The organism is Bacillus sp. FSL K6-2971 (assembly GCF_038006405.1).
GTDB lineage: Bacteria > Bacillota > Bacilli > Bacillales > Bacillaceae > Bacillus > Bacillus pumilus.
On record NZ_JBBOVD010000001.1, the window covers coordinates 663,839 to 681,880 of the forward strand.

Sequence of the window (18,042 nt, forward strand, 5' to 3'; positions counted from 1 at the left end):
ATGATGAGGAGTGATGACTTCAATGACCGTTACTTTTATTCCGTGTAATGATCAGCATGTAAAAGAGCTGCAAAAAGTCGGCAGCGACACGTTTAAAGAAACCTTTCAGGATCCAAACGAAGCCGAAAATATCGATGCTTACGTAAAGACAGCCTTTCATCCAAACCAGCTGTTAAAAGAATTACATCATCCATTTTCACAGTTCTATTTTGTTCAAGTGAATGGCGAAGTTGCTGGTTATTTGAAGGTCAATATGGAGGATGCGCAGTCAGAAGAGATGGGAAGTGAAGCGTTAGAGATTGAAAGAATTTATATCAAGCAGTCCTTTCAAAAACAAGGATTAGGCCGATATTTAATCAATCAAGCCTTTGAGATCGCGAAGAAATATCATAAACGTGATGTTTGGCTTGGGGTGTGGGAGCACAACAAAGCGGCCATCGCATTTTATCAAAAGCTTGGGTTTGTTCAAACAGGGGTGCACGCCTTCCTTTTGGGAGACGAAGAACAATTGGACCTCATTATGACCAAAACACTTAGCTGATCAAAAAGGGGGAAGGGAACATGCATATTCCATCATTTTTTCAAGTGAAAGATATGGAGGAAGTAAAAGCATTTATTCAATCACATTCATTTGCAACAGTTGTGACCACGATGGATGGAAAGCCCATTGCGACACATATCCCAGTGAGTTTTCTTCAAATTGAAGATTCGTTTGTGATCTCAGGGCATATGGCCATTGGGAATCCTCAGTGGAAAACGTTTGAAGAGAATGAGCAGGTGCTTGTGATTTTTCAAGGGCCGCATGCCTACATATCCTCTTCATGGTATGAAAAAGAAGCAGTACCGACATGGAATTACCAAGCTGTTCATGTTTATGGAAAGGCTAAACTGCTTGAAAAATCGGAACTGGTCAAAGAATTAACAACGATGCTGGAGACATACGAAAGCCATAGAGAACAACCAGTGTTATGGCATACGTTGTCTGATGAACTGTTAGAGAAACAAATGAAAGGCATTGTAGGCTTTAAAATCATCATTGATGAAGTTCAGGCTGCTTTTAAATTAAGCCAAAATCGCCATGAAAGGGATTATGCTCACATTATTGAAAAGTTGGAAGCAGAGGGAGAAGTGGAAATGGCTAAGGCGATGAAAGAGAAGGTAAAGGACGTATGAGAAAAGCACTCTTATGATCAAGAGTGTTTTTTTGTTTTGAGAGATATGAGATACCTTGGTTTATAATGTCACATTTTCTTTAAAATTACATAAAAAAATCCACTATTTCCATAAAAGATCAGATCAATTCCTTATAATAAAAGTATCTGAGAATGGGGAGTGAGTCGAAATGGACCAAAACTTGCTGCAAATGAATCGAGTGAGATCAGAGGGTGAATTAGCTGTTGTGAATATATCTTCTACAGAAATTGGGGCGCTGTCAAAGGAAGCGGCTGAGCGGATTTTACAAACGAAGGATACGGATATTATTCATCAACTGATGTATGTTCCGATTGAAAAGAAAGCAGATTTGAAGTGGCTGATTCAAAGTGTTGGACAGGCGTTAGAAGATGAGGATGACGATAACGTTGCACTTGAATTGGCTGATTTGCTCTATTTCTTTGTCATTCCATTTTATAAGGAGTATATTTTGAGGGAACACCATTTGTATGAGTGTATCGATGATTTGTTGGTACGATTAGCATCGTGGGCTCACTCAGATATTCACACACTGGTCGATGCGATGAGAGATGATTTGTCTGTATAAACTTGAAAAAAGCTTGTAGAGCGATCAATCCTCTACAAGCTTTTTTATCGTAAAAAATCATAAATTACTGGGCTCTTTCCCAAGTGATTTTTGTTTCATTTGTTTTTTTCGTTCCCTTTGCCAGCACTTTGCCGTTTTCTTGTTTCACGGTGATGTTTAGGTCGTAAAAAGAATACAGAGCACCAAGGCTGTCATTTTCCGGTTTGTGCAGGTTGTTTTCTTTTTCAGTTGAAGCTCCAATGGCCAGTGTCTTGGCAAAGTTTAAACCGATGACTTCAGCGTAATCACTATTGGTGTCAGAGGAAGCGATCACGTTTAATGAAATGACTTTTTTCTTTTGATCAACGGTAATCGCTGTGTCTTTTATGAGTTTAGACTGTTCCATGACTTCTTTCGTTTCTTTTTGAATGCGTTCATTGATCGTTGGAAGTGCCTTCGTTTCTGTTTTTTGTTCGTTTGTCGTATTTGAGCAAGCTGCTAGCATGAAGAGACTTGCAACTAGGCTCATGAAAACAAGTAGACTTTTTTTCACGTTCGTTCTCCTTTTTTCTTCGAAGTATGTATGTTTATGTTACCACGAATCCTTGTTTTGATTAAAAGAGAAGTGTTGATAAGCTGTGAACAATAAAAAGCACCCAAAAAGGGCGCTTCAGCGTGTAGACAAACCTTCGCATTCGTTGTCAGGTCTGCGCTCCGGTGCTCACGAATGTCAAATTCGCTCCGCTCCGATGCTCGTCCTTCCTAGACTTCAAAGGTTTTCTATCACGCTGAAAAGAAGACAAAGGGCTAAAATAAAGATCATTTTAGCCCTTTGTCAACAATCTGAAGCACCCAAAAAGGGCGCTTTTTTCTTATTGTGCTGAAAGGCTTGTACTTAATGGAACAGAAGAAATGACGGTGAATTTAGGAGCCGCAGCACCTGATTCTAAATTTTTACGTAAAAGCGATGATTTGATGGACCCATCCCATTTTTTATAGACGCTTCCTGATGTATCTGCACGAAGCTGTACATTCGAGAAGCTTGCTTGTGTGTAGCTGTTTGCTCCATTATCCTGAACACCGTGTACCATTTTGACAACATCAAAGTTTTTCAGACGGCTAGGGTTGAAAACAGGCTGTTTGTAACGCAATTTCCCATTGACATATAGTGACACCGTGCCATCACCATTGTTGATGAGCTTTAAGTTGACACGTGCGCCATCCTTAATGTTCGTATCGTATTCACTGTTCCAGTATTGACTGCCGCCTTGTGAGCCACTGCCAAGAAAGACCTTATAGCCAGAAGACGTTTTTGAAATACCGCTCTCTATAACGGCAGAACCAAGACCGAGATACCAGTCAGCATATCCATTTTTAATCGTCGCTGTTTTCGGAAGCACAATATCAGCAGAGATACCTGACCATTTGGCCTCATCCGTTTGTGTCACAATCGCACCGTGACGGGGACCAGCTGCTGAGGCAGGTAGACTTGAAAGCATCAAAACGAAGGCCAAACTCACACTCAAAACAATGAACCACTTTTTCATAAAAATTCCTCCTTATATTGGATTCACTTTTATTATATACAATGAAAGAGAGGGGCTACTTACATTGTTCTGGCTGATTTTGGTATTTTTTGTGAACAAAATCGGTCATAAAAAAGTGGTCAACTTGTATTCGAATTGTAATGTGACTGTAAAATAATTGGGGGCATCTTCATGTATAATAAGTGCAGAAACCAAATACGGAGGATTTTTTAATGAATAAAAAGCTTATCGCGACAATCGTAACAGTAGCTAGTTTATTTTTGGCGTTTAGTTTCTCACATGGAGCAAGTGCAAAAAAAGTAAGCGGCAATATTACTTGGTATAATGGTGTCGGTAAAAAAGGCGCAGATGGAAAAAAACTCGGTCATTGGGATGCAGCAACTAAAATGGGATTTGACGTACCAAAAAAAGGTACAAAACTAAGAGTGACAACAAAAGCGAAACCACATAAAGTGATTACAGTATATAAATATGATGTAGGTAGAATGCCAAACGCTGTATTAGACGTCAGCCCAAAAGCATTCAAAGCACTAGGGTTTAAAACAAGTAAAGGTGTCGTAAAAGGACATTACACTTATTAATACATAGGCATGCAAAGAAGCGGGAAAAGTTCATTTTCTGGCTTCTTTTCTTGTAGAGAGGGTCTGAAAGGCAATGAAAAAATCAACATGGTGGATCATCACGGCCATCGGAGTCGCAGTGATTGCGGCCATCATTTTCTTTATGATGAAGCCGGGGCAAGAGCCGAAGCATGCGGTAAAAGTGAAAACAAATCAGGATGCAAAAGACGAATTACTCGTTTCATTTACAGATCAACAGTTAAACAATACGTATTACTTGCATGACCGGGCGCTTCATACGGAGAAACTGACAGCCTATCCTTCGATTGCTTATGATTCTACGAAACAGCTTTTATATTACACGTATACGGATGAAGACACGCAAAAAGTGAGTATTCGAGAACTGAATGTAAAAACGGATGAAGAAAAAACGCTATTTACGAGTGAAGATTCCATCGACAGTATGAGGCTGTCTGGAGACGGGGAACAGTTATATCTTAGGTATAATAAGGATTCTGGGGAACAATTTTATGTCGCTATGTTTGATGTAAATACACACAAAGTGAAGGTATTGTATCCAGAGAAAAGTAAGGATGACACGGTAAGTTCTTTTGCATATGATCCGGCGTCAAACCTTCTGGCAATCCAGCATTATTCCTTAAAAGAAGATTACAAGAAAACCGATGAAGCGAATGAAAAGGGAAGAGACCCTGAACCAACGACCATGAAGATCACCGTTCAAACAGGCACGAAGGGGAAGCGAATTGCACGTATCTCGCAAACGATTAATGATATTTCATTTTCACCAGATCATAAGACATTGATTTATACAGAAGTGAAGGTGCGAAACGAAAAAGAAGTAGCCTCTATTAAAATGCTTGATGTAGAAACAGGAAAACAGGCGACACTCGTTAAGAACAGTAAGGATGTGCATATTTTAAGTGCCGCACAGCCGCAATTTTCTACGGATGGGTCTTCTGTTTATTTCTTAGGTGTTGCTAAAAACGCAAAGGAATTAAAGGATGACACCGGACGAAAAGCAAAGGTAAGAACGATATTTGAATACAATATCAAGAAGAAAACAGTGGAAGCCGTTTGGGAGAAGGATGGCGGGATTGTTAACAATTTCACTGTCAATCGATAAAGGGTACGTTCAGTTATTTTTATATAACTGGACGTTTTTTTATTTTGCCGTTTGACATGTTGCAGAAATTAAGGAATTTATGTAAGGGGAATCAGTTTTTAAGGTGGGAAACGTGCGGTATTTTCATATTTTGCTTAAGTGACAGAGGAAAAGAAAGAGAGTAATATGAGTGGACATAAAAAAACGAGAGGACAGATGCTTCTCGTTTTCTCTGATTTATTTGGTGTTATTGTCTAATAAGTTTTGAAAGATAAACAGGGCATTAATGGAGTGAGGGAATCCAGCAACTTTTGTACAGTGCTTAATAATCTCCATGATCTCTATGACAGAAAGTCCGATATGTAATGCTTGTTCAAAATGAGTCTTTAATTCTTCATCATTATCGCCTTTTGTGATGAGGGCAGATAATGTGCTAATGGCCTTTTGTTTTTCATCTAAAATGAAGTGGTTGAATTCTTTTTGTTCACCGAGTTCAATTGTTAGCTGTTCAATATTTGACAGAATGCTCTCGTTTTCCTGAATTGAAAGCTTCTCTATGTTACCTGCCGCTGTTTCTTGTGTGATCTGGCAAGTCTCTTTTTCTTCATTCAAATTGAACTCCTCCGTTTTTTATCGCAATTTTCCATTTGTTCGTTCATTGTGGCTTATGTGCCTTTTGATAGATGCAATGGGTATATAGTAGTATTATCGGTTTGCTGCTCCAAATTTTTAAGTGTTGAATGTACAAATAAATGTCATTTCAAGTCATGCATTGTTTTATTTTAGAATGATTCAATGAAAAGGAAGGAAAGGGCTAATATATCGCTGTCTGTTAGCCCTTCCCAATGATGTACTCAATACATGTGTTTACGCATGTGACGGGAGATCGGTTTCATGTTACTAAATAATATCCATCGGCCGCATCATGTCATAATCCTCGTGCTCTAATATATGACAATGCCACACATACCTGCCGCTGTATGGAACAAAGCGAGCGATGATCCGAATGACTTCACCGGCATGCGCTTGAATGGTGTCCTTGTAGCCTTGTTCATGTAAAGGAGGTGCTTCGTTTGGTCCTGTATACACAATGTCCCCTGTCGATTGATAGACCTCTGTATCAAATGGTCTTCTGTCTATCACTCTGAATTGAACAAGGTGTAAATGAATAGGATGTGTGACCCTTGTTGGATTGACGATGGACCAAACCTCTACACTGCCAAGCCGAGGATTTTCCGTGACAGGGTCATTCCAAAAATGGTTATCGAGCAATAAAATGGGGCGACCGTATTTATCCTGTGTACCGGTAAGAGTGAGCGTACGCTCTTTATCAGCTCGACTAGGTCGAAGTGGTGGGAGCGGTTTGAAGATAGGCCGTAATGTTTTAGGTGCTCTACCTTTTAGCGGCCGTGTGACTTTAAATTGCATGATGTTGGCATCTGTTTCAGGATTCACTTCCTGTCCGCAGCCAGCTTTATTTTTTAGGATGATCGTTTTGTTTTCGTAAGCTGAAAAATCGATGATGACATCAAATCGCTCAGCAGGAGCAATGCTAAAGGATTGATGGTGAACAGGTCTTGGCAAAAAGCCGCCATCAGATCCAATTTGCAAAATCGTCGCATCGTTGTCTAGATGCAGCTCGTAAGTTCTTGTATTGGACGCATTTAAAATACGAAAACGGTATTTTCGCGGCTCTACTTCTAAATACGGCCATACTTTTCCATTGACCAAAATGGTTTCTCCGCAAAAGAAGGGCACGATGGACGGATCTGGTATGTCACTGTCTTCTGGCGTGTTGTTTGGTCTGCTTGGATAAAACAGTGCGCCATCCTCCTGAAACGTACGGTCCATGATCATTAGCGGAATATCATACTCACCCTTCGGTAATTCTAGTGATTTTTCAAACGCATCTGAAATCAAATAAAATCCAGCTAATCCGGCGTACACATTTAATCGTGTCAATGCCATCGCATGATCGTGATACCACAATGTGCAGGCTTGCTGATGATTTGGGTATTCGTACACCTCTCGTTCAAAGAAGGGGCCGGTTGCTTCAAAGTCTCGTGAAAACCAAGCCTCTGGATAGCCGTCACTGCTTGCTGGTGTGACGCCGCCATGTAAATGAACGACGGTTTTGACTTCTGGTTCATCATGATGGCCTTCGTGAATGGTGTGATCGACCGGTAGAAAATGCTTAAGTGGCAATTTGTTCATCCATTTCACTTTGACTTTTTCATTTCGATTCGCATGAATGGTTGGACCAGGCAAACTGCCATTATAGGTCCATAGCTTGGTTGGGGGCAGGTCTCTATGAACTTTTAGAAATACCTCCTCCATAGCGATTTCATAATACGTTTGTTTTGGGTTCTTTTTGACGGGCTCCGCAATTTCTGGAATTGGCAGCTCGTCAACAAATTTTTCTAGGTTCATGTTATCTAATCCTCACTTAAAATCCAATTTGATACAGTATAAGTGCGGACATCAAAATAGGTGAATAAAATAAAAAACCCGCTTTTCAGCGGGAACTTTACGGATGTTTATTTTCAAGCGCTGCATTTGCAGGCACTTTTTTATTCGGTTTAAAGATGAAATAAGCGGCAAGCACACCGAAGGTAATGATACTCGTCAAAATGAGCTGCGGTCTCATTGATTCGATAAACAGCATCGATACCAAGATGGCGCAAATGATCAAAATGGTAAAGTACGTGAGATATGGGAACAGCCACATTTTGATTTTGAGCTGTTCTGGATTTTCTTTTTCGATTTTACGGCGCATTCTTAATTGTGAAACAGCAATGACCAAATAGACAAGAAGGGCAATGGCGCCGGATGCGTTGACTAAGAACAAAAAGATGGTTTCAGGATAAAAGTAGTTCATCATGACGGCAATGTAGGAAAAGAAGGTGCCTGCGACTGTAGCCGCTACAGGAACACCACGTTTGCTGATTTTCATAAAGCGTTTCGGTGCTTCACCTCTTTCAGCCAATGAATAAAGCATTCTGGACGTTGTGTACAATCCGGAGTTTAAGCAAGATAGAACGGCTGTTAAAACAATGACGTTCATCACTTGAGCAGCTGATGGAACGCCGATGTATTCTAATACCGCAACGAACGGGCTTGTTAAAATATTCGCTGAATTCCATGGAAGCAAGGTCACAACGACAGCGATGGAACCGACGTAGAATATGATAATACGCCATACAACAGAACGTGTAGCTGTTGTCACAGACTTGACCGGGTCTGCTGATTCTCCGGCAGCTATTGCCACAATCTCGGTTCCCATGAAGGAAAAGATGACGACGACAATTCCGAGTAAAACAGAGCTGAATCCATTTGGAAGGAAACCGCCGTTCCCCGTTAAATTGGCAAGACCTACAGTATGATGACCACCAAAACCAAAGATAAATGCAAAACCGATGAGTAGAAAGAGAATAATGCTGACGACTTTTATTAATGAGAACCAATATTCAAATTCGCCAAAAGATTTAACAGAAAAGATATTTGTTAATGTTAAGAGGATAGTGAGGATAAGACTTGTGAGCCAAACAGGTGCATCTCCATACCAATACTGAATAATGGCAGCACCAGCAATGGCTTCGATGGCGATGACAATCACCCAGAAGAACCAATAAAGCCAGCCAATTGTAAAACCGGCCCATGGACCGATGGCATCGCTCGCATACTGTGAGAAGGAACCGCTTGTCGGATAGGCGCATGCCATTTCTCCAAGCATTCTCATAATAAAGATCACGAGAAGTCCGGCAAAAGAATAGGAAAGAATGGATCCAGGTCCTGCAGAATGAATGACAGCGCCGCTACCAACAAATAGCCCTGCGCCAATAACCCCAGCAATGGAGATCATTGAAATATGTCTTGTTTTAAGATTTTTTTGAAGACCGTTTGTCATGTTGGACATGTCTTTACCTCCAAACATTTCTCTTCATAGAGAATTTGTTTTTAGAATATTTTAAATTTTATCATACTGAATTGTCATTCAGCATTGGACAGGTTATCAAACTGACATTTCAAACCTCTTAACATGATGTTAAAAAGTATAAAGGATTTGAGAGATTATGTTCCCTCTTTTTCCTCTGTTCATTCTTAAAAATAGCATAAGATCGGATGGGAGAAGTTGTGTCTCAAAATAAAATTATTCTGATAATTTACCAGAAAGAGTGATATTGCCAATACGATCATCACAGAGTGAATTGGAAAAAGGTTGGTGGGAGTAGGTCTTGAGGTCAATTGACCTTATAAAAATAAGTTTACTTAGGTCAACACATTTCTATGTATCCTATTTTGCTGACACAAGCGAATCATGTTGCTGTAGACCCACACGGGCTTTGCTTTGTAAGATAAATAATAGAAAAGTGATGTGTGAGGAGGCGCGGTTCGACATGGAGCGCTATAACGAATTAAGACAAGGTGAAACAGGTGCTTGGGTCAGCATCATTGCCTATGTGATCTTATCTGCGGTGAAACTTCTAATTGGGTATACGTTTCATTCAGAGGCTCTTTCGGCAGATGGATTGAATAATACGACGGATATTATTGCATCCCTTGCAGTGTTGATTGGGTTGCGTATTTCTCAAAAGCCGCCTGATGAAGATCATCCATACGGTCATTTTAGAGCAGAGAATATTGCGTCTCTTGTGGCGTCCTTTATTATGATGCTTGTTGGACTTCAGGTTCTGCTGAGTGCAGGCCAGTCGCTCTTCTCATCTGAGCATCAAACGCCTGATATGATCGCAGCTTGGACGGCAGCAGGAAGTGCTGTGGTGATGTATGGTGTGTATATTTACAACCGCAATCTGTCCAAACGGATCAATAGCCAAGCTCTTCATGCAGCAGCTGCTGATAATAAATCAGATGCGTATGTGAGTATCGGAACATTTGTAGGGATTATCGCCTCTCAATTTCAACTGGCATGGATTGATACGCTTGCAGCGTTTGTGATTGGCCTCATTATTTGTAAAACGGCGTGGGAGATTTTCAGAGATGCTTCTCATTCGTTAACGGACGGTTTTCATATAAAAGATATGTCCAAATATAAAGAGACCATTGAAGCAACACCTGGGGTGGGCGATTTGAAAGATATTAAGGCACGGTATCTCGGAAGTACGGTCCATGTGGATGTAGTAGTGGAGGTCGAGCCGCACTTGAACATTGCAGAAAGCCATGATATTGCAGATGAGATCGAACGTAGAATGAAGAAGGAACATGATATTTTACACTCTCATGTTCATATGGAGCCAGCAGGTGAGCCAAAAGAAGAGAAGAAGTCTTTTCCATCGTGAGAAGGCTTCTTTTTTTCTACGTGTTGATGTTTTATGCTATTGCGCGTTGTATGGTAAAGTTAGACTATATGAAATTTAACGGAAACGTGATAGGAGGATCAGGATGGCATTTGATGAACCGATGCATTCAGATTTACAAAAAATCGTAGATAACATCAATAAAGTCATGGTTGGGAAGAAAGACATTGCGATATTAAGCCTTGTTGCGATTTTGGCGAAGGGGCATGTGCTACTAGAGGATGTGCCTGGCGTTGGGAAGACGATGATGGTTCGTGCTTTGGCAAAATCCATTGGCTGTGAGTTTAAGAGAATCCAATTTACTCCTGACCTTTTGCCTTCAGATGTGACAGGTGTGTCGATTTATAATAAAAAGACAAATGAATTTGAATTTAGGCAAGGACCCATTATGGGGCAGATTATTTTGGCTGATGAGATCAACCGGACCTCTCCCAAAACACAGTCTGCATTGCTCGAAGCGATGGAGGAAGGCAGTGTTACAGTGGACGGAGAAACAATGCTGCTTGCTGATCCTTTTTTCGTCATGGCTACGCAGAATCCAGTGGAATATGAAGGGACTTATCCGCTGCCAGAAGCACAAATGGACCGGTTTTTATTCAAGCTGCAAATGGGGTATCCGACCATGCTGGAGGAGCTGGAGGTGCTCAACTTGCAGGAAAAGCAGTCCCCGATTGATACGCTCCAAGCAGTCATGACCAAGGATCATATCCATGCGTTGCAGCAAGCGGTTCAGACCATTCATGTGGATGCATCCATTAAAGAATATATTGTGGAAATTGCACAAGCGACGCGGCAGCATCCATCTGTTTATCTAGGTGTGAGTCCAAGGGGATCGATCGCCCTCATGAAAGCGGCTCAGGCGTATGCACTGTTGAATCGGCGCGATTATGTGATTCCTGATGATGTACAGTATTTGGCGTCTTATACATTGCCGCATCGAATGATTTTGACTTCAGAAGCGACGTACGAAGGGAAGAAGGCGGAGACACTGCTGCGACAAATGCTTGAGCAAATTGGCGTGCCAGTTCAAAAGTCGATGACTCAATGAAATTAGGTCATCGTTTCGCTTTTTCATTATGGTTACGGGTGATGATGCTCATCATCCTCACTGCGGCAGTCTTTTGTTATGCCATGTTTCAGGGAGGGTTTGTGAGCTGGTTCCTTTTTTATGCATTTTTACCATATACTTTGTATGCTTTGCTGTTTGCGCTCGTTCCGTTGAGAGTGACAGCGAAAAGGACTTTACAGCAAACCCGCTTGAAGGCGGGAGACGTACTGTCCGTTGACCTTGAAATCAAGCGGACAAATCCATTTCCATACGTTTACGTCTTGATTGAGGATGATCCACCAGATACCTTTCATTTAAAGGAACAAATTGAGATGAAGCAAATGCTGTTTCCTTGGTTTCGGAAAACGTGGCGTTTTTCCTATCAATTGAATGATGTCATGCGCGGGGAACATCATTTGTCAGCAGTTCGAATCAAAACGGGTGATATGTTTGGTTTTGTGGAGAAAGAAGTCATCATTCCGTTAGAAAAAAAGCTGCTTGTTTATCCGAAAATCCTCGATCTTCAGGTGGAGTCTGCTGAGTCATTGAATGAAAATGGAGGCAAAGCGGTTCACTCGTGGTTAAATGAACCGACCCATGTGACAACAGGCGTAAGGGAATATCAGCAAGGCGACCGTTTTGCTTGGGTGGACTGGAAGACGACGGCTAGAAGGGGTCAGCTGATGACGAAGGAATTTGAACAGAATCAAACAAAGGATCTTGTCGTGTTTGCTGATTTTACCGACGAAGCGGTATTTGAGACCGTCGTGTCTATTGCAGCGTCTGTTCTACAATCGGCAGTGAAAAAAGGGTTACCGTCAGGTCTTGTACCTCTAGGAGATCCGCATGCCTTTCGAGTGGATCAAGGAGAACTTCATTTACAGGACATGCTTTATTATTTAACAAGAGTGCAGCATCAACCTTCTCGCGTACAAGAATATAAGGCGTTAGCAGCGAGTGAGTATCAGCATTCTGGAAAATATGTCGTCACGGGTCAGCTTCATGAGGAGCTTGCTGCGAGTCTCTTTGGGAATCGAAACAGAAAGAACATCATTGTTCTTTTAGTGAAGAGAGCAGTGGATCGATTCACGACAAAAGAAAAACAGCTTGTAGACCGGCTCAAGGCATCTGGAATACGCACGACCGTTTTATTTGAAGACCGGCTACACGAAAGAACTGTGAGGTGACAAACATTTATGCTGCATACGCATCAGCGGCAAAGCCGTTTTGAGTTGTTCATCTATTATGCTGTAGCATTTCTGCTGCTTTGGGAGTGGCTTCGACCGCTTCAAGATTTTACAGAGACGAGTCATACGTCTTATTTCATCATTTTTATAGGGCTTACATGTTTGTTTACATTCTTTCGTTTGAAGTGGTATGTGACATTTCCTATTTGTACTGGCTTGATTTTGCTCGCCTTATATTTGATCTTTTATCAAGCAGAGCCAAGCTATCCGGCTGCTTTATTTGCTGATATCAAAGATAATATCACCTTCATGAGCACAGGCATGTGGAGTGACATGTACCCCTCCTTCCGCACATTATTGTTTTATATTTTGCTATGGCTGCTTGTCTACTTGCTTCATTATTGGGTGGTCTATCAGCAGCGTATCTTTTTCTTTTTACTCATGACGATTGTGTATGTCACCATTCTGGATACGTTTACGCCATATGATGCAACCTTTGCGATCGTTCGCATTATGGTGTTTGGTTTTTGTTTGCTTGGGTTGCTGTATTTCGACCGACTGCGTTCGGCTGAAGGTATTCGGGTGTCGCAGAAGGCGCGCCTAAAGTGGTTTTTGCCCATGCTGGCGCTCGTTCTTCTGTCAGCGACACTCGGCGCTTCTTTACCAAAGTCTGATCCGAAATGGCCTGATCCTGTCCCATTTTTTAAGGCGGTGACGAATCAAGATGGCTCTGCCGGACAGAATAAGGTGGGATATAGTACAGATGATTCGTCGCTTGGCGGACCGTTTAGTGAGGACCGCACACCGGTCTTTAAATGGAGCGGAAAGGAGCCGTCTTACTTTCGTGTTGAAACAAAAAGTATCTATACCGGAAAGGGCTGGGAGGATGCCTCAAATGATACGAAGCCTACGCGGCTAAAAGAGAACAGTGTGCGGAATCGTTGGTTTACCGAGCGTGTAAAAACAGAGGTGCACGAAACGAGAGTCGATCTGGAATCAAACTATCGATTTAATCATGCCGTCTATCCGATTGGGACGATCATGCTGATGCCAATGGAAAACATCCCGTTGCAAATGATGGGGAAAACGGAGAAAATTGTCCCATCCATTCAAAATCCGCCGAAAAATTTAGGGAACTACCAAGTCACCTTCTTGTCTCCTACATTTATCCTTGAGGATTTGCAGAGAATCAAAGTACCGACAAAGAAGCAGGTCAATCAGGAGGTTGGCCGTGATTACTTGCAGCTTCCTTCCTCATTGCCAGAGCGAGTGAAAACATTGGCAAACAGCTTAACGGAAACGAAGGATAATATGTACGATAAGGCTAAAGCGATTGAGGATTACTTAGGGTCAGCGAAGTTTTCATATGAAACGCAAAATGTCGCTGTGCCTAGTCGTAATGAAGATTATGTGGATCAATTTTTGTTTGATACGATGATCGGTTACTGTGATAATTTTTCATCCTCTATGATTGTGATGCTCCGTTCGATCGGGATTCCGGCGAGATGGGTGAAAGGGTACACGTCAGGTCAATTATATGAAACACAGATGGATGGAAACAATGTGTATGAAGTAACCAATAACAATGCGCATTCATGGGTAGAGGTGTATTTTCCAAACAGAGGCTGGGTGACCTTCGAACCGACAAAAGGATTTACGAACCCAGAAACATTTACGAATGAAGCTGTTTCTAGCGATCAGACAGATGATGATCAAAAGGAAGAAGATCAGTCTAGCTCTGATGCAAGCGAAGATCAGCAGGCAGAACAGCCACAGCAGGAGACAGAGCAGCCGGCAGAACCAAAGAAACAAACAGCGCAAGCGAAGCCTAATATGGTGCATGTTGGTTCAATCTTGGGTTTCGCGATAGGAGCTATGGTCCTTCTAGGATTGATAAGCTGGCTTCTTTATCGATTCAGAGCAAGATGGCTACCATTCTTTATTGTGAGAAAGGTGAAACGTCTGCCAGAGGAGGAAGCATTCTTCTATGCGTATGCTGCTCTATTAAAGCAGCTGAAGCGCAGGGGAATTGAGAAAAAACCTGGCATGACGCTAAGAGAATTTGCTTCTTTGATCGATGACAACGAAGGAGATCATCGCATGTCAGATCTGACGCAGCTCTATGAGCGGGCACTCTATCGACGAGAGGATGCGACGGTGCTTTGGCGGCAATCGGCAAAGTTATGGGAAAATTTAATAAACAGGAGATAGTCTTGACCGCGTACCTTCCTGTTGTTAGAATAGGTGAATATTAAAACCTTCTAAAATACATGAAATTGAAGCGTTCGGATGTGAGTCTGGGCGCTTCAAAAGCGTGATTCACACTGAGAGCAGGTTTTCTCCTCTCATTTTTTCTGTGCGTTTATAAAAAACTATATTGGACATAGAGGTGACACCATGACAAATTTAGTCAATGAAATGATTTTGGTTCTAGATTTCGGCAGTCAGTACAATCAGCTGATCACACGCCGTATTCGTGAATTTGGTGTGTACAGTGAGCTTCATCCGCACACTTTAACTGCTGAAGAAATTAAAGAAATGGCGCCTAAAGGAATCATCCTTTCTGGCGGACCAAACAGTGTTTATGATGAAGGATCTTTCCGCTGTGATGAAAAGATTTTTGATCTAGATATTCCGGTTCTAGGCATTTGCTACGGCATGCAGCTCATGACTCACTATTTAGGCGGGAAAGTAGAAGCGGCAAGCCAGCGTGAATATGGAAAAGCAGATATCCACATTAATGGAACCCCTGCTTTATTTAAAGACCTTCCGACTGATCAAGTCGTATGGATGAGCCATGGTGACCTCGTTGTTGAAGTACCAGAAGGCTTTACAGTTGATGCAACAAGTGCACATTGTCCAAACTCAGCGATGAGCTTAGCTGAGAAGAATTTCTATGGTGTTCAGTTCCACCCAGAGGTTCGTCACTCTGAGTACGGAAATGACCTATTGAAAAACTTTGTCTTCGGCGTGTGTGACTGCGATGGCAAATGGTCAATGGAGAACTTCATTGAAATCGAAATGCAGAAAATCCGTGAAACAGTAGGCGACAAACAAGTATTGTGCGCACTAAGCGGCGGTGTAGATTCATCTGTTGTGGCGGTATTGATCCACAAAGCCATCGGCGATCAGCTGACATGTATTTTCGTTGACCACGGTCTTCTTCGCAAAGGCGAAGCAGAAGGGGTTATGAAGACATTTAGCGAAGGTTTCAACATGAACGTGATTAAAGTAGATGCGAAAGATCGTTTCTTAAACAAGCTAAAAGGTGTGTCTGATCCTGAGCAAAAACGTAAAATCATCGGTAACGAATTCATCTATGTATTCGATGATGAATCGGACAAGCTAAAAGGAATCGACTACTTAGCACAAGGAACACTTTACACAGATATCATTGAGAGCGGAACAGCAACGGCACAAACAATCAAATCTCACCACAACGTAGGCGGTCTTCCAGAAGACATGCAGTTCGAATTGATTGAGCCTTTGAATACGCTATTCAAAGATGAAGTCCGTGCCCTAGGTTCAGAGCTAGGCATTCCTGACGACATCGTCTGGAGACAGCCTTTCCCAGGTCCAGGACTAGGTATCCGTGTACTAGGTGAAATTTCTGAAGAAAAACTAGAAATCGTCCGTGAATCGGATGCGATTCTACGCGAAGAAATTGCCAACTTCGGCCTTGAGCGCGACATCTGGCAATACTTCACGGTTCTCCCAGACATCCGCAGCGTAGGTGTTATGGGTGACGCAAGAACATACGACTACACAATCGGCATCCGTGCTGTTACTTCGATTGATGGGATGACGAGTGACTGGGCAAGAATCCCTTGGGATGTACTTGAAAAGATCTCAACTCGTATCGTGAATGAAGTGAAGCATGTGAACCGCGTGGTGTATGATATTACGAGTAAGCCGCCTGCTACGATTGAATGGGAATGAAACATATAATTGATTTGGTGTGTTAATGTTGATTTATAAGGTTTTGAGTTGTTTTGAAATGACGAAAAACACTATAAAATGATATGGTTCCCCACCAAAAACCCCACCAAGGGGGAGAGAAAAGCCAATTCCTTTTATGAGGACTTGGCTTTTTTTGTGCACATCTTTATTTAATAAAAAATCAAATTATTTAACACTTGAAAAATTTACAATAGGTAAATATACTTGTTACATTATGGTTAATTAGTTATATTTTTGTTTATGTTATTTTTATTGGATTGTGTCGTATTCACCTTTAAGAAAAAAGAGGGATTTGAAATAATAGTGTAAATATTTGAAATTAGCAGGATTTAAAAGGGGAGAAAGGCAATGGAAAAAATAATACCCTATGATTTAGTTGCCACTAAACTCAATTACTGGTATACAGCAATAAAAAATAACCGAATAGAACAGGCTGAATCTATAAAAGAAGAAGTCGTTGAGGAACTAGATAATATGGAAGAAAACCCAGACGTGTTCCTATATTATCAATTACTTGAATTTAGACACTACATGATGATTAATGAAATTAATGTTCATGACATCAAAATGCTAGACGATGATTACTTGTCTCTTAGAAAAGTTGAGAGACATGAAAATCTAACTGGAATGTTGGAATTTTATTTTTATTTCTTCATGGGGATGTATGAGTTCCGCAGAAATGAATTGAGCACAGCTATTAGTGCTTATAGGAAAGCTGAAAGCAAACTTGATGAAGTTGATGACATAATAGAAAAAGCGGATTTTTATTACAAAATGGCGCATGTTTATTATGCAAAAAAGCAAACTTATTTTAGTTTAAATTATGCTGAAAGAGCTCTTAAAATTTATGATAAGAATGAAGAATACCTTGAACATTCTCTTAGATGCCGTTTCATTGTTGGTGGTAATTTAATTGATGATTTAAGGTATGATGAAGCTTTAGAGATATTTCTTCGAGTATTAGATACGGCTGAAAAGAAATCAGATTTTCTAATAAAAGGGATGGCTCACATAAATATTGGTGTATGTTATGATGAGCTGGAGGATTATGATAATGCTACTTTTCATTTAGATAAAGCCTTGGATATATTAGAAAATTATAAAAGAATATATTTGACAAAAATTTTATTTATGCTGACAAGGATTCATTGTAAAATTGGAAATTTAGAACAGGCGAAATATTTTTATTTTAAGGGCACCAAATACTCTGAAATTATGAATGATGAAGAATATCAACAGAAGTTCAAGGTTCTGACTGTTTTGTACTTTGAAGGTGATGAAAATCTGATTGATGAGTGCTTTGAGTATTTAACGAAGAAAAGGCTATACGCTGATATTGAATACCTTTCAAATGATGTGGGTCAATATTATGAAAAGAATGGTGATTTTGAATTATCCACTTTTTATTATAAAATGAATATCGAGTCAAGATACCATATTAGGAAGGAAGTGAGAAAAAATAATGAAAAAGAAAAAGATGTTATTGATTATGTCTACACTGGTCATTAGTTTTTTAACATTTGCTTATGTTAGTGATGTACAACAATCTAAACATGATGTTGCT

At 40.9% G+C, this 18,042-nt stretch carries 16 protein-coding genes; 11 read left to right on the plus strand and 5 right to left on the minus strand.

Annotation, left to right across the window (positions count from 1 at the left end):
- Positions 1 to 22: 22 nt before the first annotated feature.
- The 3 genes from MHI33_RS03415 (at position 23) to MHI33_RS03425 (ending at position 1,759) form a co-directional block, all read left to right on the plus strand.
- Positions 23 to 541 carry a GNAT family N-acetyltransferase gene (locus tag MHI33_RS03415; protein ID WP_065099118.1) on the plus strand — a complete coding sequence of 173 codons (519 nt, stop codon included), beginning with the start codon at positions 23 to 25 and terminating at the stop codon, positions 539 to 541.
- Between the two features lie 20 nt (positions 542 to 561).
- On the plus strand, positions 562 to 1,173 hold the full coding sequence (locus MHI33_RS03420; RefSeq protein WP_065099119.1) for an FMN-binding negative transcriptional regulator: 612 nt from the start codon (positions 562 to 564) through the stop codon (positions 1,171 to 1,173).
- A gap of 169 nt (positions 1,174 to 1,342) precedes the next feature.
- On the plus strand, positions 1,343 to 1,759 hold the full coding sequence (locus MHI33_RS03425) for a hypothetical protein (RefSeq protein ID WP_065099120.1): 417 nt from the start codon (positions 1,343 to 1,345) through the stop codon (positions 1,757 to 1,759).
- A 64-nt stretch (positions 1,760 to 1,823) separates the two neighbouring features.
- Here MHI33_RS03425 and MHI33_RS03430 read toward each other — a convergent pair whose 3' ends face one another.
- Together MHI33_RS03430 and MHI33_RS03435 are read right to left on the minus strand one after the other, a co-directional pair.
- Positions 1,824 to 2,291, minus strand: a complete 468-nt coding sequence (locus tag MHI33_RS03430; protein ID WP_065099121.1) for a hypothetical protein — start codon at positions 2,289 to 2,291, stop codon at positions 1,824 to 1,826.
- Positions 2,292 to 2,610: 319 nt separating this feature from the next.
- Complete coding sequence (locus tag MHI33_RS03435) at positions 2,611 to 3,285, minus strand: hypothetical protein (RefSeq protein WP_065099122.1); 675 nt, start codon at positions 3,283 to 3,285, stop codon at positions 2,611 to 2,613.
- A gap of 212 nt (positions 3,286 to 3,497) precedes the next feature.
- Here MHI33_RS03435 and MHI33_RS03440 point away from each other — a divergent pair, with 212 nt between their 5' ends.
- Both MHI33_RS03440 and MHI33_RS03445 read left to right on the plus strand, forming a co-directional pair.
- Positions 3,498 to 3,866, plus strand: a complete 369-nt coding sequence (locus MHI33_RS03440) for a septal ring lytic transglycosylase RlpA family protein (RefSeq protein ID WP_044141453.1) — start codon at positions 3,498 to 3,500, stop codon at positions 3,864 to 3,866.
- 73 nt (positions 3,867 to 3,939) lie between these two features.
- Positions 3,940 to 4,989, plus strand: a complete 1,050-nt coding sequence (locus MHI33_RS03445; RefSeq protein WP_065099123.1) for a hypothetical protein — start codon at positions 3,940 to 3,942, stop codon at positions 4,987 to 4,989.
- A 216-nt stretch (positions 4,990 to 5,205) separates the two neighbouring features.
- On the opposite strand, the gene MHI33_RS03450 is transcribed toward MHI33_RS03445, so the two are convergent.
- From MHI33_RS03450 to gabP, 3 genes are all read right to left on the minus strand, one after another.
- The gene (locus MHI33_RS03450) at positions 5,206 to 5,580 is read right to left on the minus strand and encodes a carboxymuconolactone decarboxylase family protein (protein WP_065099124.1); all 375 of its coding nucleotides are present in this window, start codon (positions 5,578 to 5,580) and stop codon (positions 5,206 to 5,208) included.
- A gap of 288 nt (positions 5,581 to 5,868) precedes the next feature.
- A complete protein-coding gene (locus tag MHI33_RS03455; protein WP_065099125.1) occupies positions 5,869 to 7,398 on the minus strand; it encodes a multicopper oxidase family protein in 1,530 nt (509 codons plus the stop codon).
- Between the two features lie 97 nt (positions 7,399 to 7,495).
- Complete coding sequence (gene gabP / locus MHI33_RS03460) at positions 7,496 to 8,884, minus strand: GABA permease (RefSeq protein WP_065099126.1); 1,389 nt, start codon at positions 8,882 to 8,884, stop codon at positions 7,496 to 7,498.
- Positions 8,885 to 9,365: 481 nt separating this feature from the next.
- Here gabP and MHI33_RS03465 point away from each other — a divergent pair, with 481 nt between their 5' ends.
- From MHI33_RS03465 to MHI33_RS03490, 6 genes are all read left to right on the plus strand, one after another.
- A complete protein-coding gene (locus MHI33_RS03465) occupies positions 9,366 to 10,265 on the plus strand; it encodes a cation diffusion facilitator family transporter (protein ID WP_044141457.1) in 900 nt (299 codons plus the stop codon).
- A 103-nt stretch (positions 10,266 to 10,368) separates the two neighbouring features.
- Positions 10,369 to 11,331, plus strand: coding sequence for an AAA family ATPase (locus MHI33_RS03470; RefSeq protein ID WP_003214081.1), 963 nt, complete (start codon positions 10,369 to 10,371; stop codon positions 11,329 to 11,331).
- A 101-nt stretch (positions 11,332 to 11,432) separates the two neighbouring features.
- The gene (locus MHI33_RS03475) at positions 11,433 to 12,518 is read left to right on the plus strand and encodes a DUF58 domain-containing protein (protein ID WP_223252858.1); all 1,086 of its coding nucleotides are present in this window, start codon (positions 11,433 to 11,435) and stop codon (positions 12,516 to 12,518) included.
- A 9-nt stretch (positions 12,519 to 12,527) separates the two neighbouring features.
- A complete protein-coding gene (locus tag MHI33_RS03480) occupies positions 12,528 to 14,729 on the plus strand; it encodes a transglutaminase TgpA family protein (protein WP_340909135.1) in 2,202 nt (733 codons plus the stop codon).
- Positions 14,730 to 14,915: 186 nt separating this feature from the next.
- Complete coding sequence (gene guaA, locus MHI33_RS03485) at positions 14,916 to 16,457, plus strand: glutamine-hydrolyzing GMP synthase (RefSeq protein ID WP_012009093.1); 1,542 nt, start codon at positions 14,916 to 14,918, stop codon at positions 16,455 to 16,457.
- 369 nt (positions 16,458 to 16,826) lie between these two features.
- A complete protein-coding gene (locus MHI33_RS03490) occupies positions 16,827 to 17,987 on the plus strand; it encodes a response regulator aspartate phosphatase (protein ID WP_106067394.1) in 1,161 nt (386 codons plus the stop codon).
- The last annotated feature ends 55 nt before the right edge of the window (positions 17,988 to 18,042 follow it).

Bases quoted from the DNA above. Each gene is read 5' to 3' on its own strand.
- MHI33_RS03415 (WP_065099118.1), top strand. From the start codon at position 23: ATGACCGTTACTTTTATTCCGTGTAATGATCAGCATGTAAAAGAGCTG.
- MHI33_RS03420 (WP_065099119.1), top strand. From the start codon at position 562: ATGCATATTCCATCATTTTTTCAAGTGAAAGATATGGAGGAAGTAAAA.
- MHI33_RS03425 (WP_065099120.1), top strand. From the start codon at position 1,343: ATGGACCAAAACTTGCTGCAAATGAATCGAGTGAGATCAGAGGGTGAA.
- MHI33_RS03435 (WP_065099122.1), bottom strand. From the start codon at position 3,285: ATGAAAAAGTGGTTCATTGTTTTGAGTGTGAGTTTGGCCTTCGTTTTG.
- MHI33_RS03440 (WP_044141453.1), top strand. From the start codon at position 3,498: ATGAATAAAAAGCTTATCGCGACAATCGTAACAGTAGCTAGTTTATTT.
- MHI33_RS03445 (WP_065099123.1), top strand. From the start codon at position 3,940: ATGAAAAAATCAACATGGTGGATCATCACGGCCATCGGAGTCGCAGTG.
- MHI33_RS03455 (WP_065099125.1), bottom strand. From the start codon at position 7,398: ATGAACCTAGAAAAATTTGTTGACGAGCTGCCAATTCCAGAAATTGCG.
- gabP (WP_065099126.1), bottom strand. From the start codon at position 8,884: ATGTCCAACATGACAAACGGTCTTCAAAAAAATCTTAAAACAAGACAT.
- MHI33_RS03465 (WP_044141457.1), top strand. From the start codon at position 9,366: ATGGAGCGCTATAACGAATTAAGACAAGGTGAAACAGGTGCTTGGGTC.
- MHI33_RS03470 (WP_003214081.1), top strand. From the start codon at position 10,369: ATGGCATTTGATGAACCGATGCATTCAGATTTACAAAAAATCGTAGAT.
- MHI33_RS03480 (WP_340909135.1), top strand. From the start codon at position 12,528: ATGCTGCATACGCATCAGCGGCAAAGCCGTTTTGAGTTGTTCATCTAT.
- guaA (WP_012009093.1), top strand. From the start codon at position 14,916: ATGACAAATTTAGTCAATGAAATGATTTTGGTTCTAGATTTCGGCAGT.
- MHI33_RS03490 (WP_106067394.1), top strand. From the start codon at position 16,827: ATGGAAAAAATAATACCCTATGATTTAGTTGCCACTAAACTCAATTAC.